General features: G+C 40.9%; 15 protein-coding genes. 11 read left to right on the top strand and 4 right to left on the bottom strand.

The window, feature by feature from the left end:
• Positions 1–1,878, bottom strand: a complete 1,878-nt coding sequence (locus LPTSP_RS13450) for an ABC transporter ATP-binding protein (RefSeq protein WP_108929223.1) — start codon at positions 1,876–1,878, stop codon at positions 1–3.
• A gap of 279 nt (positions 1,879–2,157) precedes the next feature.
• Here LPTSP_RS13450 and LPTSP_RS13445 point away from each other — a divergent pair, with 279 nt between their 5' ends.
• The 6 genes from LPTSP_RS13445 to LPTSP_RS13420 all read left to right on the top strand — a co-directional run bounded on the left by LPTSP_RS13445 (position 2,158) and on the right by LPTSP_RS13420 (position 9,349).
• Positions 2,158–2,769, top strand: a complete 612-nt coding sequence (locus tag LPTSP_RS13445; protein ID WP_108929222.1) for an ACT domain-containing protein — start codon at positions 2,158–2,160, stop codon at positions 2,767–2,769.
• A 124-nt stretch (positions 2,770–2,893) separates the two neighbouring features.
• The gene (locus tag LPTSP_RS13440) at positions 2,894–4,387 is read left to right on the top strand and encodes an HD-GYP domain-containing protein (RefSeq protein WP_108929221.1); all 1,494 of its coding nucleotides are present in this window, start codon (positions 2,894–2,896) and stop codon (positions 4,385–4,387) included.
• Between the two features lie 144 nt (positions 4,388–4,531).
• The gene (locus LPTSP_RS13435) at positions 4,532–6,019 is read left to right on the top strand and encodes an HD-GYP domain-containing protein (RefSeq protein WP_108929220.1); all 1,488 of its coding nucleotides are present in this window, start codon (positions 4,532–4,534) and stop codon (positions 6,017–6,019) included.
• A gap of 72 nt (positions 6,020–6,091) precedes the next feature.
• On the top strand, positions 6,092–7,237 hold the full coding sequence (gene aroC / locus LPTSP_RS13430; RefSeq protein ID WP_108929219.1) for a chorismate synthase: 1,146 nt from the start codon (positions 6,092–6,094) through the stop codon (positions 7,235–7,237).
• 143 nt (positions 7,238–7,380) lie between these two features.
• Entirely contained in the window at positions 7,381–8,835 is a 1,455-nt protein-coding gene (locus LPTSP_RS13425; RefSeq protein WP_108929218.1) for an NADH-quinone oxidoreductase subunit G, read from the top strand.
• Positions 8,822–9,349, top strand: a complete 528-nt coding sequence (locus LPTSP_RS13420; RefSeq protein ID WP_108929217.1) for a NuoI/complex I 23 kDa subunit family protein — start codon at positions 8,822–8,824, stop codon at positions 9,347–9,349. Before LPTSP_RS13425 ends, LPTSP_RS13420 begins: the two co-directional genes overlap by 14 nt.
• Positions 9,350–9,366: 17 nt before the next feature.
• On the opposite strand, the gene LPTSP_RS13415 is transcribed toward LPTSP_RS13420, so the two are convergent.
• The gene (locus LPTSP_RS13415) at positions 9,367–9,666 is read right to left on the bottom strand and encodes a DUF433 domain-containing protein (RefSeq protein ID WP_108929216.1); all 300 of its coding nucleotides are present in this window, start codon (positions 9,664–9,666) and stop codon (positions 9,367–9,369) included.
• A 350-nt stretch (positions 9,667–10,016) separates the two neighbouring features.
• Here LPTSP_RS13415 and LPTSP_RS13410 point away from each other — a divergent pair, with 350 nt between their 5' ends.
• The 4 genes from LPTSP_RS13410 to rsx all read left to right on the top strand — a co-directional run bounded on the left by LPTSP_RS13410 (position 10,017) and on the right by rsx (position 14,461).
• The gene (locus tag LPTSP_RS13410; protein ID WP_108929912.1) at positions 10,017–10,418 is read left to right on the top strand and encodes a hypothetical protein; all 402 of its coding nucleotides are present in this window, start codon (positions 10,017–10,019) and stop codon (positions 10,416–10,418) included.
• Positions 10,419–10,736: 318 nt separating this feature from the next.
• Entirely contained in the window at positions 10,737–12,428 is a 1,692-nt protein-coding gene (locus LPTSP_RS13405; RefSeq protein ID WP_108929911.1) for an RICIN domain-containing protein, read from the top strand.
• Positions 12,429–12,570: 142 nt separating this feature from the next.
• Positions 12,571–13,101 (top strand): RNA polymerase sigma factor, encoded by a 531-nt coding sequence (locus LPTSP_RS13400; protein WP_008590710.1) that lies wholly within the window; start codon positions 12,571–12,573, stop codon positions 13,099–13,101.
• A gap of 1 nt (position 13,102) precedes the next feature.
• Entirely contained in the window at positions 13,103–14,461 is a 1,359-nt protein-coding gene (rsx, locus tag LPTSP_RS13395; protein WP_108929215.1) for an LIMLP_03685 family anti-sigma factor, read from the top strand.
• A 1-nt stretch (position 14,462) separates the two neighbouring features.
• On the opposite strand, the gene LPTSP_RS13390 is transcribed toward rsx, so the two are convergent.
• Both LPTSP_RS13390 and LPTSP_RS13385 read right to left on the bottom strand, forming a co-directional pair.
• Complete coding sequence (locus LPTSP_RS13390) at positions 14,463–15,146, bottom strand: YwaF family protein (RefSeq protein WP_108929214.1); 684 nt, start codon at positions 15,144–15,146, stop codon at positions 14,463–14,465.
• 45 nt (positions 15,147–15,191) lie between these two features.
• Positions 15,192–16,016, bottom strand: coding sequence for an acyl-CoA thioesterase (locus LPTSP_RS13385; protein WP_108929213.1), 825 nt, complete (start codon positions 16,014–16,016; stop codon positions 15,192–15,194).
• A gap of 100 nt (positions 16,017–16,116) precedes the next feature.
• Between LPTSP_RS13385 and LPTSP_RS13380 the strand changes: the two genes are divergently transcribed.
• Positions 16,117–16,713 (top strand): TetR/AcrR family transcriptional regulator, encoded by a 597-nt coding sequence (locus tag LPTSP_RS13380; protein ID WP_108929212.1) that lies wholly within the window; start codon positions 16,117–16,119, stop codon positions 16,711–16,713.
• The last annotated feature ends 8 nt before the right edge of the window (positions 16,714–16,721 follow it).

Here is a 16,721-nt window from a genome sequence, read left to right as displayed (position 1 = left end):
CTACAATCCGATTGCCGCCGCGGAAAGTGAATCATTTTCCGGAGAAGGATACGGTTCCAAAGTTCCGTTTTTTAGCACCACTACTTGGTCAGCAGCATGTAAACCTGTCAATCTATGAGTCACAGAAACGATTGTTCTTCCCTCTCTCAATTTTTGGAGAGTTTTTAAGATCCTTGCTTCTGTGATCGGGTCCAATGCGGAGGTCGCTTCATCCAGCAGAAGAATTTGAGGATTTCTCACTAAGGCTCTTGCCAATGCGATCCTTTGTTTTTCTCCACCTGAAAGTTTTGAACCCTTGTCTCCTGCTATCGTTTCGTATCCGTCAGGAAGAGCAGAAATGAATTCGTGTATCTCGGCGAGTTTTGCCGCTTCGATTGCTTCTTCCGGAGTTGCGTCCGGGCGTCCCATACGAATATTTTCCAGAATGCTAGTATGGAATAAGAAAGTATCTTGGAATACGATACCGATCATGGAATGAAGCGCATCCAAACGGATCTTCTCCATTGCAATACCATCCAAGGTAACTTTCCCTTGGCTTGGCTCCATCATTCCTAGGATAAATTTGAGTATCGTACTTTTTCCAGAACCACTTTGTCCAAGGATAACAGTATAAGTTCCTTTTTTGATCTCCAGATTGACCCCGTTTAGGTTCTTAGTTCTACCTTTATAACGGAAATGTAAATCTTCTAGTTTGATAGAATTTTGCAATTCAGAAGGTGCAAATGGACGTTCTCCTCCTTCGGATTCGAAGGTAGGAGTTCTTAAGATCTCTAGTATCCTTCTGGCAGAACCACTCGCTTGGTTCATCGTAGGGAAATACTGTGATACATATAGTAGAGAATAAGATAAGTTCAAGAATGGAGGAAGAAAAGCTGCCAAAGCTCCCACACTCACCATTCCGTGGAATGCAAACCAAGCACCTGAGATCAAAAGTACAGCTTGTAAGAGAAGGATTCCACCCGATGCGGAACGTTCCAAATAAGAATTAGTCAGTCCTAATCTTAAGGAAACATGAAATAGTTTCTCACAGTTCCCTTTGAATTTTTCCCAAAACGATCCGTCCAGATCGTATACTCGGATCAGGTTTTGAGCGGAGATAGATTCTTCGACAGCGGTTAGGACTTTGGCTTCTTCTATCTTTCTTTCGTAACTTGCCGCGGTAGATCTAGTGGAGAAGAATACAGGTCCTAAAAAAGTAATAGGCCAGATCAAGGTGGCAATTGCGCCTAACTTCCAATCCAAAGCGAATAATAACGCAGTTCCAAAGATTGCTTCGAGCAATGGAGAAATTCCCCAAGGGATAAGCGCAAGTACTGCGTTTTCTAATGCAGTCAGGTCCGTGGAGAATCTTGAGAGCACATCACCCAAACGAGTATTTGCGTAGAAGTCCAGATTCACTCTCTGTAAATGAATGAATAACTCCTCTCTCATATCTCTTATGGCTCGAGCGGAGACCCAGTTGTATAGATAGTCTCTGACTGTCCCTGCAGCAGTGATCAAGATCGTGCCACCGATCAACAGAGCGCCTGTGATATAGAGGACTGTTTCATTCTTCCCGATCAAAGCTTCATCGATCAAAAACTTAAAAGAGAAAGGAATCGCAGAATAAACGATGATTTCGGTAAAAAGAAGGCCTAAAACGATCCCAAGTCGTACTTTATAATTCTTAAAATATCTGCCTAAACCTAGAAGAACTAGCAAAGGAGATTCGGAAGAAGGTTCGTTTCCTGCAAAAGTTGGCCCTAAAGAGGAAGAATAAGAACCTCTAGCCGCTTGGCTTCCTTGTGGAACCTTAGGTCCGGCCAATTTTGAGTTAGAATACGTCGCTTGTGTTTTCCCGAATTTAAATCCTTCGGTAAATTTCTGTTTATTTGTCATATATATATCCCCATGGATCCCCAGTGGGAGAAATGGGCGTATCGGTTAGTAAAAAAATTTCCCCGATTTCCCCAGTATATTCGAAAGGCCTTCCGGCGTATATCCGGTAGCAGCGGTTTTTCCTGGAACTTCTGTCACATTGATGAAAAATTTTAGGAGACAGAATATTGAAAAAGGAGCTACTACTCATTTAGACTTCGAAAAACATTACTCGAAAAGCCTTAGTTTTTGAGTGTTATTTTTCAGGGAATGTGCAGGCTTTGTAGGAAAGCGGAAACTATGATAGAATTTAACTACAAAGAAGAATACGGAGTCTACAGAGTTACTCTCAAAACTTCTGAAACTGCCCCAGGAACCCTTCATAAAATGGTGAAGGCAATGTTCTTTATGGGATTCGAGATCCTTTCCGGAGATATTCGCACGATCAAAGAGGGTGATTCCATGATCAGCTACGACGAATTTCTTCTTAGATCTCCTGAAACAGATTCTAAAATCAAAGCATCCAAACTAGGCATCTTAATGTCTTCTGTCTTTTCCGATGATAACGCATTAGAAGAGATGATCCAAACCTCAAGTGAAATAGATATTCGAAATACGTTTTATCTAGGACAAGATTCTCAATTGGAGTTTGAAGACTTACCTGGCAATTCTGCTACAAAGTTCTACTTAGAAGCTCCGGATAGAAAAGGATTACTATACTTTGTTACCGGAGTTTTGAAGGATCTCGGAATCAATATTCTTTCCGGAGAAGTTAGAACCGACGGTAAGTCCTTAAAAGCTCAGGACACGTTTGTATTAACCGACTCTCGTACAGATCTCGGTTTTGCTGGCAGCTCCACAGAAGAAAGGATCCGTAGATATATTCTGCAAAGCAGCTTAAATCAAGTTTGATCGTGCATATTTGAAACGTCCAAAGTAAGTAAACCCATAAAGATACATATTATGGTATCGGAATGATTCGATTCATCGGATTGACTTGCCGATATTTTAATGCAGGAGTTCCTTCCACCTGACGATGGACGCAGCCAGAGATTTACAAAAGTTCGATTTTACGGAAGAAGTGATCCAACACTTCCGAGAAAATAGAATTATACCGGTCGATTTTTATAATAAACACGGACAGATCCTAATCCACAAAAAGGATATGGCCTCAGGAGACGATATCAATCGTCTCCAAAAATTCGAAAAACAAGGAATCTATTTTTTATCCGCTGAGATCGCTAAGATCCAGCCTGGTTCTAACAAAAAAGGTTCCTTAGATCCTTCTTTTGATAAACTCATCAACCCTGAACTCACTTTGGACATGTCCAGAGGAGCGGCAGATCTATTATCCGATATCAAAAAGTTTCCGTTAAACGGAGACCATGTAAAAGAGATCAACAAATCCATAAACACAGTCTTAGATGATTTTAAAACTTCTCCGAATATGGAGACTGGACTAGTCAATATCATAGAAGTGATGAAGAACGCGGGTATGCCTGTGGATTCCGAAGTCCTCACTAAAAGGACAGTGATCGCGATGGCTTTGAAAGTAAGAGCTGCAAAGGTTTTTACTAAAGTAGACATGGATCAGAAGAAGATGGAACAGATGAATCTGATGATGGCTTCTTACCTCGCTGATATCGGCTATACACAGATGAAGATCCCGACTCACGCGAATCTAAAACCGGAAGAACTGGAATACATCAAGAATCATCCTATCATCAGCTACTTGATGATCGCAAATCTTCCGGAGATTGAAGATCCTGTCAAAGCGGTAGTTTTAAATCATCATAGACCTCATCGTGGGGAAGGGATGAATAATAATTATCCCCAAACCAAATCTTTGGTACAAAAACTCCAAGGTTATAGAGAAAAATACAAAGACGATTATCGCAAAAATCTTTTAGCTACCGATATCCAAAAACAAGTAAAGTCGATTCTTACTAACGCTATCTCTTACGAAGATATTGGGATACTTTCCATTGCGGGAGAATTTGCTTCTTTGACAACTCCTCAACCTTGGAGACAACCGATGGACGGTCTCAGGGCAATGAAGCTGATCCTGAATAATAGTTTCTTTGCTTATAACGAAAAGACCCTAAAAGACTTTTTCGATCATGTTGGACTTTCGTTATGTGATAACCAACCTTTCGTTAAGGTGGGAGATTACGTTATTGTCGCTTCTCAGGATTCGAATCGTAAGGTGTTCTTCGAGATCTGTGTTATCAAAGAATCTCATAAAAATTCCATTAGACCGATGTTGGAAAGGATCGGAACAATCCGACCGAAGTTTGCAAATAACGGAAAGATCAGGATCTCAGGCTTCGAGATGGACAGTTTGAACGTGGATAGAAGAAGAGCAATTTTCAATCTGGAACGTAATGCGGACCCAAGAAGGATCATCTATTTAGTGGATCCAGAAATCGATCCTGAGTTTTTTGACTCTTTAGATCGCAAAGTAAGGGAAACATATCCCTCTAGGACTTCTTCCGATTCGGATTCTGCCTCTAAAGCGCCTGTTTCTTGATCGATTGACACAATTTCGGAAATTTATTCTTGCCTACTACTGCCGCTGAATCATTTCTTTGTTACTAAACAGATATCTTACTTAAACGTTATGTACATTGGGCTTATATTTTTAGCCCTTTGGTAATGCGTATGGATTTTTACAATGACTCAATTTCAAAGCGGTCCAATCGATCCTCTCAGACTTGAAAGATTTGAGTTCAATGCGGAAGTAATCAGACAGTTTAAGGAAAATCAAACTATCCCCGTAGATTTTTACAATAAGAACGGGCAGATCTTAATTCATCGCAAAGACAACGCTAGCGAAGCGGATATTAATAAACTCCAAAAGTTCGAACTACAAGGAATTTATTACCTTCTTTCAGAAAGGCATAAAGTTGGGATCCATACCGAACAACCGGACGCAGTAAACGGCAAAAAAGTTTCTTATATCAAATTAGTGAATCCTGACCTGACCTTGCAAATGGCAAGGCAGGCTTCCGATCTTCTCAAAGACCTGAGAGATTATCCTTTAAACGGAAATCATGTGAAGAATGTCGCAAAGGCGATCGATGGAATCCTAGACGATTTTGCGAACAGCCAAGATGTCGAATTAGGTTTGGTCAACGTTATCGAAGTAATGAAATCCGCCGGCGTGGAAACCGACTCCGAAGTTCTGACCAAAAGAACAGTCATTTCTATGGCTATGAAGCTGAGGAGTTTAAAAGCGATCTCCGTTAAGGACAGCGAGAATTCTAAAGCGCAACAATTAAACCTGATGATGGCCGCTTATATGGTAGATATAGGCAAAGTCAGAATGAAACTTCCGGAACATGGAAACCTAAGCACGGAAGAATTCGAATACGTGAAAAATCATCCTATCGTCAGCTATTTGATGATCGGGAACTTGGCTTCTATCCAAAGTCCTGTAAAAACCGCAGTATTAAACAGCCATAGACCGTACAGAGGAGAAGGATTGAACAATAACTATCCTTCTACAACTTTCCTAGTGAAACGACTAGGAGAATATTACGAAAAATATAAGAACGATCCTTCCAGAAGTATACTTGTAGAAGATATGCAGAAACAATTATATCTTCTTCAAAGCAATTCTTATAGTGAAGATGATCCGGCAATTATATCTATTGCGGGAGAGTTTGCCTCTTTAAGCAGTACTCAGAATTGGAGACCGGCATATTCTCCTATAACCGCCATGAAGTTGATCTTGAATAACAGTTTTTTCTCATATAACGAAAGAGTGGTTAAGGAATTTTTCGATTTTATGGCTCTGAGTTTATGCGAGAATAAAAGTGTTCTGAATGTGGGTGACTATGTGATCGTCGTTTCTACGGATTCTCAGCATAAGATCCATTTCGAGACCTGCGTTATCAAAGAAATTAACAAAAATCAAACTCGTCCTCTTTTAGAAAGAGTTGGAACGATCAGACCTGTCTTCTCGAATAAAGGAAAGATCAAGATCGTAGGCTACGATCGTAAAACTTTCCGTCCGGATTCAAGAAAAGCTGTCTTCAATCTTGCCAACGCAGTCGACCCAAGAAGGGTGATTTATGCGATAGATCCTGAATTGGATCCTCCTTTGTTCGATCTGATCGATAAAAGTTATCGCAAAACAGCTCCGAAATCTGTCGCGTAAACGATCCGGTTTTCCTTTCCACTTTGGAATCCTACTTTCTTCCGTTGGTGGTCTCCTGTTTTCTGGTACTGTATGCCTTCCAGTTGGGGTAAAATATTCAAAGTCAGTACGTTCGGAGAATCTCATGGCGAAGCCGTGGGGGTTGTTGTAGAGGGTGTTCCTGCAGGAATTCCGATCCGATTGGAGGAGATCCAAAAGGATTTAAACAGAAGGAGACCCGGACAGAGTAAACTCACCACTCCTAGGGATGAATCGGATACAGTTCGAGTTCTCTCCGGGGTTTTTGAAGGAAAAACGATCGGAAGTCCGATTGCATTGATCGTAAACAATCAGAACACGATCTCTAAAGATTACGAAAATTTAAGAGAAACTTTCCGTCCTTCTCACGCAGATTATACTTATCAGACCAAATACGGATTCCGCGCTCACGTAGGAGGAGGAAGATCCTCCGTCCGAGAAACAATCGCAAGAGTTGCCGCGGGTGCGATTGCCAGGATGATCTTAGAAGACGATCTGGGAGTCAAAACAGTCGCTTGGGTGGACACAATTGGGACCATCTCTTCCGAAATTGCAGAGAACAATTATCCTAAAACAAGAGAAGAAGTGGACGTAAACGAAGTTCGTTGCCCGGACACTCAGGCTGCAGACAAAATGCGCTCTCTCATTTTAGAAATGAAAGAAGCAGGAGATAGCGTAGGCGGAATTATCCGCTCTGCTTCTTATAATCTTCCTCCGGGTCTTGGAGATCCAGTGTATGACAAACTGGATGGGGACATAGCAAAGGCAATTCTTTCCATTCCTGCCTGCAAAGGTTTCGAAGTAGGTTCCGGATTCTCTGGAACTCTTCTAACCGGAAGCACTCATAACGACGAGTTTTATGTGGAAGAAGGAAGCGGAAGAGTCCGGACCCGTACAAATAATTCCGGGGGACTCCAAGGTGGGATCTCCAACGGAGAAACTTTGGTAGTCCGAGCAGCGTTTAAGCCTACTTCTACCATTTTCAAAAAACAAAATACTGTAAATATCGAAGGCAAAGAAACCACACTGGAAGCGAAAGGTAGACACGATCCATGCGTTCTTCCAAGAGCGGTTCCGATCGTGGAAGCAGCGATAAACCTGGTTCTAGTAGACGCATATCTATACCAAAGAGCGATGAATCCGCAGTGGTTCCAGAAATGGGCTAAAATTCCGGATTATTACAGAGATCTAAAACTCTGAATTCGTCTCTTAGTCTGCAATGGGCTTTAAGAATCTGAGACAGGCTCTCACATCTTTGCGATCTAGAAACGGGTTGCCAACTTGGAATAGTACGTTTCAATTGAGATTTGGCGCCTGGCTTGTTTAGAAAAACGGAGGTTCGAGTGGTCAAGATAAAGATAGACGGGATCGAATACGAGGTCGACGAGAAAAAAAATCTAATATCCGCCGCTAAAGATGTCGGAGTAGATATTCCGTTTTTCTGTTATCATCCTAAATTATCCGTGGTAGGCATGTGCCGCATGTGTCTTATCGAGATAGAGGGCATCCCCCGCTTACAAGTTGCCTGCAATACTAAAGTCACCGAAGGACTTTCTATCGTCACAAAAAGCGATAGAGTCAAAGAAGCTCGAGAAGGAACGATGGAGTTCCTACTCGCAAACCATCCTTTAGACTGTCCTGTCTGTGATAAGGCAGGAGAATGCCAGCTCCAAGACAATTCCTTCAAAGAAGGAAAAGGGAATTCCAGATTTACATTAGAAAAACGGAATATTCCTCAGGAAGAGATCGGTTCCAACCTGATCATTAATCACAATCGTTGTATCGTATGTTATCGTTGTGTCCGTTTTGAGGAAGAAATGGTGGGAGAATCCAACCTGGGACTCTTCGAAAGAGGGTATCATTCTATTATAGGTCTCGCAAAAGAAGAGCCTATCAATCATAATTATCAAGGTGCGCTTGCGGATATCTGTCCGGTCGGAGCATTATTAAATCATAAAACATTATTCAAATCCAGGGTTTGGTGGTATAAATCGGAAGAGTCCGTTTGTACTGGATGTAGCACTGGTTGTAAAACTTATACAAATGTGCGGGATAATAAAATGTTCCGCTATATGCCTCGTATAGACGAGGAGAAGGACCAGTATTTCCTTTGTGATAAGGGAAGATTTAACGTGGATTGGCTAAACACCAACAGACTATTCTCCTTTTACAAAAATGGAGAGGCAAGTATTAGTAGTACTGTTTTGGATGAGATCTCTGAAAAAATTTCCAAATCCAAAAAGATCGCTGTCATAGGTGGAGCCCACGAATCGGATCAGAACTTAAAAGCTATTAAAGAATCTTTATCCAGACTTGGAGTTGCATTCGTAACCGAAGCTAGAGTAAGTTCCGAACAATACAAAGACCCTGAACAAGTGGATTTCTTGTACACAACGGACCAAAGACCTAACACTAAAGGTGCGGTAGATGCCGGTTTTGTTTCTGCGGAAGGAATAGATTCTATTCGCTCTTCTGCCTCTAAAGGTGAATTCGATCTGATCTTTGTAATTAAAGAAAAAGCTTCCGAAATCTTAGCTGGCGTTCCTTCTGAATCTATAGTAATCTTGGAAACGAATCTTACGGAAGATGTGACTAAGGCAAAATATTCCGTACCGATCAAAGCCTATTCAGAACAAAGCGGAAGTTTTACGAATAAGAAGGGATGGATCCAGAACTTCAATAAATCTATGGAAGCACCAAAAGGTTTATCAAGCTCTGCGGAAATCTTCTCCTTATTGGAAAAGAAAACGTTAGAATTACGTTCTAACCATAGAGAGGCAGCCGTTGGGAACCGTTAATGTAATTAATGTAGCGGCAAAACACAAACCCGCTTGGTACCAAAGATTATATTCCTATTCCATCGCGAACGGGTTATGGATCACTTTAAAACATTTTATCAAAGCTGCTTTTCTAAAAGGCGCGGTTACATTAGAATTCCCTGAAAAGAAAAGAAAGTTCTCTTCTCGTTTCCGTGGAATGCATACCATGAAGCGCGACGAGATAGGCAGAGAAAGATGCACAAGTTGTTTCTGTTGTATGTGGATTTGCCCTGCCGATGCAATCAAGATAGAAGCAGGACATGTAACTCCTGAGATCCAACACCTTCATCCGGAAGATAAGTTCGCTAAAAAGTTCGAGATTGATCTATTACGTTGTATATTCTGTGGACTGTGCGAAGAGGCATGTCCTAAAGGAGCGATCTATTTGGATGGTCCTGCAGAGATGGCCGCAGACAATAGAGAGGATCTGATCTTAACTAAAGAAAGAATGATGCAAAAAGTCGGAGGACCGATCTTAGGAGAAAGGCTCTAATCCTCCGACCTTTCTAATTACGAAACTCTACGATCGGAGTTTCGTAATTCCGAAGATGCAAATTCTCTCGGAAGTTCTCGATTTGCTTTATCTAATATCGGAGAATGTAATCTTTTAGAAGCGTATTCCAAACAGGCTTCGATATCCAAAACCTTAATATTCGGATATTCGTTCAGGATCTCGCGGTATCCAAATCCTAAAAAAATCATATCTAATATTTCTAAAACTCGGATCGAGGTTCCCCGGATAACCGGTTTACCTCCGCAGATGGAAGGATGGGAGATAATGCGGTCTAGTTCTTTTCTATCTTTTTCCATTCTAATTATACAACAAAGCCCCAAACCAAATTTTGAATCTTAAATTCTAGAGTCTGAAATTTTTCTCAGGAAAGAAATAATCCCTAAGATTTAGGGAATGAACAACACTTGGAAAAAGTGCAAAAGTAGTAAAAAGAATAAAAATTATATAAAAGTAACTAAAATACTCTATAACAAAAAATTCATCGCAAATCGAGCCAAGTCAATCCGAAGAAAAAGAATTCGATTCGAAGCAGAGCAGCTTTGCAGATCTTATTCTATTCTAGACATTTTTGAGTGTCCGAAATATGGAAAACGGCTCCATCGAATCAATTTATATTAAAATAGGCGACGTATTCCGATATTGCCGGATGGAAAAGGGCCTATCTTTAAAGGAACTTGCGGACGCGCTCAAAAAAGAATATGGAGTTCCATTCAATCCAAATCTTTTAGGAAAAATTGAAAGAGGTGAATCCAGACTTCTTACTCACGATTTTATCAATCTTTGTTTATTCTTTCGTTTAGAATTAAAAGCATTTCTGGATAAAGATAAGAAAAATATACACGAAACTGCACTAGGTGATCTAACGGAAGATCCTGCAATTCGTAGGATCTTGATCTTCATTAGCGAGAACAGAGCTTCTAAGGGATTTGTTAGCTTCTTAGAAGAATTCCTAAAATTTATGGGCCCACAATTGATCCGTATGAGCAAAGACACAGATCCTAAAAATTTAAAAGCTGCTTCTTCAAAGAAGAAGGGCAGCAAGTCTTAATACATCCCTTTAGTGCCGGCCCTTCTGTTTTATATAGTACAGAACGAACTTTACTCATTATAATCGAACAATCTTAATAAATAAAAATTTTATTTATTTCAGAAATTATATAATATCGTTTCGAAAATAAGTGAGAATTAAGATGCTTATATTACCTTGTCGTTTAAATACATAAAACCTCCACATTAAAACTAAAGAGGGATCATAATGAAGAGAATCATCATCCGGGGTGTAAATACTCTGGTAATCATCGGACTTCTCGGCGGGTCATTCATGGCTTGCGGCGATAAGTCCTCGTCGAACGGAGCGGAGTTAGGAATTCTTTCTAGCCTTCTTCCTTCTAAAAGCGGAAATGGATCTAAGTTACTTAGCACAGCCAGCACTTATTTTCATAACGAGATTTTTCCCCCACATTGGTTGAATTGGACCACTGATGGTGCGAACCCAATTGAAACAGGGCCTACTTTCTTAACTCGTGGTTTGAAATGCAGCGGTCGTTATTGCGATGATGTAAATCTTCTCGCAAGCGAGTCCGGATACACTCATACCAATAGCTGGTGGACAGATTGGTTTTCTGAAGAAGGAACCAACTATCGCGTTTGCGATAATAACGCATTTGTTACTGGGATCAAATGTTCCGGAAGCTATTGCGATAACGTTTCCTTAAAATGTTCTCAGCTGAACAATAATGGAGTAAGAAACAATTGTTATTGGACTGCAGGTATTTCGGAAGAAGACGGTGGAAAATTCGTAGCTCCTGAATCCATGTATATTGCAGGTGCAAGTTGTAATGGTCGCTATTGCGATAGTATGAGCTTATATCTTTGCCAAGCGGATAACGGTGGACCAAGTGTTGATTATGATGCACTTGCGCAACAATTCGCTCCTCGCTTGAGATTCGATCAAGAGACTACTACAGGTTCCGGAGATTCTGGAAAATGTTTTACTAGTGATCCTCAAACCTATTACACTCAAAGAGCTGCAGGAGTTTCCGCTCAAGATCTTTGTAATAAGGATTATTCTACAATCTCGAACAACCAAGTTCCTATTTTCTATGAAGCTTCTTCTGTTGGAACGAATGCAGTTCTGATTAGATACTGGTTCTTCTATGCTTGGCAAAGTACTTGTTTCCTAAGCTTCGGAAGCCACGCGGCTGACTGGGAAGGAATGAGCGTACTAGTAGTAAACGGACAAATGAAACGAGTTGCTTGGTCTCAACACTCTGGATGGTATTCCAAAGAGATCGGCAGTTTTGAAGTTGCGAACGGTACTCACCCAGTTGCCTACGTTGGTAAGAATGCGCATGGATCATTCCATGACGACGGCGGATCCGGTGGTTGTTTATACTTCGAGGATTTCAGAAATCCAGGCGGCAATGATTATCATCAAGATACTTGGAACAACTTAGTTAAGTTGAGAAGAGGCGGAGACGCTCCTAGCTGGATGAATTGCCAAGGAAGCGGATGTTTTGACGGGATCGGTCACCCAATGGAAAGAGGAGACTGGCGTTCCAATGCAGGTTGTGGCTCTGATGGTTGTGGTAAATCTTCCGTTGGAGGAAGTATTCCTTTCGTAAACGATCCTACCGGTTCGGATTATTCCGCAATTTCTGCAAAACATAGCGGCAAGGTAATTGATGTTCCTGGCATAAGTACTGCTGACGGAGTAAATCTGTACCAATGGACCAATGTAAATCAAGATAACCAAAGATGGTTACTTGAATCCACAGGTGACGGATACTTCAAATTTATCGCAAAACATAGCGGCAAATGTTTCGATGTGAAGGGAGGATCTACTGCAGCAGGAATGAATGTGATCCAATATTCTTGCGGTGGAGGAAACAACCAGAGATTCCAATTACTCTCTTATGGAGATGGATTCTTTGCTCTCCAAGCAAAACATAGCAGCCAGTGTTTGGATATTGCAGGCGGCGCAACTGGAGACGGAGGTCTCTTAGTCCAATGGCCTTGTGCTTGGACTGATAACGAAAAGTTCCAGTTCTTGCGCTAAAATTACGGGGCGGGCAAGCCGCCACGTAATTTAAAAAGGTAAGGCTCTCGATTTTCGGGGGCCTTATTTTTTCTGCTTCCGCTGAATGGGAATATCCCAAAAATAAGTAGAAATCCTTTTTTTCGGCCCGACTGAACTACAAATGCAAGGTCTTTCCCAACAGGAATTCATTACTTTATACGAGTCCTGCAAGAACACAGTATATCATTTCCTGCTAAAACTCTCAGGAAATCCTGAAATTGCCGAAGATTTGACCCAAGAGACATTCTTAAAGGCCTTTGAGGTCATGGATCGTTTCGATTCCGAAAGGGGAAGTTTCTCCTCTTGGTCTTGCACGATCGCTAAAAACCTATATTTTAAACATTTCAATCGTACAAAGAAGGAGACGGGGAACGTCTCAATTAATGTAGAGAACTTTCCGGAGCTCTCTGGGGGGAATCATGAGGATCCTCTGGAATTGGAGAAAAATTCTCTCAATTTAGCTTTAAAAGATGGGGTTTCACGTCTTCCTGAGCCGGAAAAGAGTATAATATTACTGAAGGAAATCCAAAAGAAAACTCTCAAGGAGACTGCGGACGCTCTCGGAATATCTGAGAGGACCGTTAGTCGTCGTTTGCTTAGTGCGTTCAGATTATTAAGGACGCATCTAGAAGCAGAAGGGATCGGACTATAAGATGGCATTACATACCCAACAGTCAAATAGTTTCGAAGACCTACTAGAGTCATATCTTTCCGGTGAGTTGGACGCTACCGGGAAAAAACAACTTTTAGAGATCGTATTAAAAGACCCTGAAAGAGCGGCCGAATACCGAAAAATTACCCAGATCCAATCCCAACTCAGGACTTCTGGTGCCTCCCAGGAGTTAAAAAACCTTTCGCCTCAAACTTCTTATAAAAAAGTCCTCCCTTTCCCTAAACCAGCGATCTATCTCGCAGTCGCGGCATTGGTATTTGCAGTATTTGGAATATACTTCTATCAGAATTCTCAGATCAAAAAGGGCGAAGCCACTTTGGATAAGTTCACTTATTCTTATGGCGATTGTTCAATCGAAGGTAAAGCTTCCCAAGCAGGAGAAGATGTCTCCGGTAAAAGGATCGTATCCGGTAAATCTTCCGTATGCGACGTTCAGTTAGAAGGAGAAAAGAGTGTTTCTCTAAGAGCCTTACCTGACACAGACTTTACTGCGGAACGTAAAGAAAATGCAATTCACGTATCTCTTGGATATGGCACAATTCTTCTGGATAGCCAAGGTCCTAAAGACTCGGAAAATATTTCCATCGGTTCTAATGATTTCAAATTGATCTTAGAAGGAACCAAGGTCTCTGTCAACAAAGGACGCGCCGATTCTTCTCTTTCAGTAAAAGTATTAGAAGGAAAAGTCAGATTTGAATCCGGAAGCGCGATCTTCTGGGAATCGGTTTCTAGTTGGTTGACCAAAGAAGAAATTGCTCTACTCGCAAAAGAATATCCGATCTTATTTGATAAACAACAATTAACTATAGAATCAGGACAACAGCTTGCATGGCAAGGATTCTCTCCCGCAAGAATGAAAGGTCTGAAAAAGATCGAAGATTCTATCAAGGCGAGTAAAAAGTCCCAGCCAAGTGCTCAGCTTGACGAGACTTTAATCAAGAGTCTCAAACCTCATGTGGATTCTCTTCCAAAGGATCCGTTCCTGATATCTCCAAAAGAGCTTAAGAACTCTCTCAAAAAAATACTTCCAGACGAAAAAGCGGACCTGGAGAGAAAGTTTGCGAGTATGGTCCGTTTCCCACCAAAAGACCTGAAAGAAAGAGAACAACTGATGGAGTTGGTTAAGAAGGTGGATAAGGCATCTATTACCGATATCTTAAACAGCAAGGGTCCAGGTGCTCCGCACGCAATCTCTCAAGAAGTTCGTATTCTTTATCTAAAAGACGGATCCATGGAAAGAGGAATTATCTACCAGCAAGATAGTTTCTACGTAGTATTAAGACCAGACGGGAACTTGATCATTCCGGTAGATGCTGTAGAGAGAATAGAGTCCGAATAATCTAACCTTCTGCATTTCTCTTCCAGAACGGAAGATATAAAATAGTAAATAGGATCATTCCCAAAGCCTGCATCCAAAGAATATAAATAGGCCAAGGACCTAAATAATCCATTAAAGAACCGGCTGCTGATTTTTCTCTCATGTATCCGTAGTTTGCATCCAATGCGAAATCTATGACCAAAGCGACGGCAACGTAAATCTGGCTATAAAGAACGGATCGAAGCACCGCTCCTTTCCTAGGGGTTAACTCTAAGCCGAATACAACATAAAAAGCGGAAATCACCAAGCCGGAATGAGCGATGAAGAATATAAAAAAGTAAATATGTGGAAATGTAACGGAAAGATCCGGGGTGATCACTCCTTGCATTGAACCAGCAATTACCCAAAAATAAGAAAGTTCCGCAAGAGTTCTATTCCGAGTAAAAAGAGCCAGAGAAGTTACGATTGCAGACCAATTACAAAATTCCATAGGCAAATCATAACGTATCTGCCAATAACCTGAATTAATTCTATATATTACATAAACGCAATAGTTTAAAAGAAGAATAGCTCCGAGAATATAGCCGATCGTGTTTTTGGTTTTGGAAGAAGCGAACTTCTTGCCGAAATAAGGCAGGCCGTAGCCGAAGAATGCAGTAAGAAAAAGAATAATAAAATGGAGAGGGCTCCAATGTTCGAATCTCATCGAAGATACCCTCTCCTTAAGTTAGTGAAATTTCAAATCATAAATTCAATCAAAGATAGGCTTATTCTTCACGCTGAAGATCATTTTCATTTCTTCTTCGGTGAATTGATGAGGTCTTTTTCTTTTTAGATCCATAAAGAGTCCGTTCACTAAAGAAGTGAGGATCAATTTTTTAGTCTTTTTAGAAAACACATCATGACGAAATGCTAATCTATTCTTCTCAGCTTTTTGATAAACAGTTACGATCACAAAATCGTCTGGAAAACCCATAGAGTCGAAGTAATTCAACTGGGCTTTGTAAACCACTGGGCCGATACCTTTTGCTTGCAGGGCATGTAAGTCCAGTCCGCACTGATAAGAAGAACGGATCCTTGCGTCATCTAGATAGTACTGGATCGTTTCTAGATTTACCTTACCTTCCGGATTCATTTCTGCCCAACCGACGCTAACCGGATGATAGAACGCATAAGGATAATCTTCTTCGGAATATAAAACTTCTTCCGAATCGTCAAAAAGGCTCAATACGAATCTTGCCTTACATACTAATGTTGAATCGGAGGCACGGAAAATTTCCTGCATAATCTCTGTGGATTCAGGATCGGAATGAAGAATGTCCGTAGTGACAACTGCATCTTCAGGATATTTTAACTCTGCCTTGTATTCTATCTCGCATAGGCGGACTACTAAGCGCTCTGAACTTAGGATCGTTTCCCCTTCTTCCTTTAAAAGTTCAAAGGTTTTGATCCTTGCTTCTTCGAAATAACTTTGGTAGGTCCCGTTGTTTACATGTCCGTTTACGTCTATATCCGATTTGCGGACAGGAACAGCGAAGGATGTGATGATTTTATCTGTTTTTTCCATGAGCCTCATAAAAAGCCTCCGGTAGACAAAGTGGTCTACTCCATAGGTGCCAGAATAAATTCTGGTAGACAGATCAGTCTACCAGAATTATAATCAGAATAGAAAAAAGATGAGAATCCAAAAGGACTTAATTCGATCGGAAGATCCGGCCAAGGACAGGATCTTAAAGGCTGCATTCAAATTATTTTATTCCAAGGGCTATCCCAACACAGGAATAAACGAAATTTTAGAAGAAGCGGGAGCCTTTAAGAAGAGCCTGTACATCCATTTCCCTTCAAAAAGGGATCTGGGCAAAGCTTACCTTTTGGAACAAGAAGAAGCTATATTAGGTTTTGTTAAAAGGATTGCAAAGAGAGAAAAAAATTATTCGGACTTTATCGGATCTTGGATGAAGATGTTGAGAAGAGGTCTGAAAAATACTTATATTTACGGCTGTCCTTATGCGAATTTATCCAACCAGACCCATGACGAGCCTGAGATCTCAGATTTTGTAAAGGTCGCATTGAATCGTTGGGTACAGGATTTCGAACTTTGTTTAAAAGAAATTACTTGGAGCTCTAAAAAGGTAAAAACAAGTTCCGAGTTAAAAGAAATTTCGGAAAGTATTCTTTTTTATTACCAAGGCGCTTTGCAGTTATATGGAATGTCCGGAGACTTCAAACATATAAATCGATTAGAGAAAGCACTTTTGTCATTGGATAGATAATATTATAT

The organism is Leptospira johnsonii (assembly GCF_003112675.1).
Lineage (GTDB): Bacteria > Spirochaetota > Leptospiria > Leptospirales > Leptospiraceae > Leptospira_B > Leptospira_B johnsonii.
This window is presented reverse-complemented; position numbering and strand designations above follow the sequence as displayed.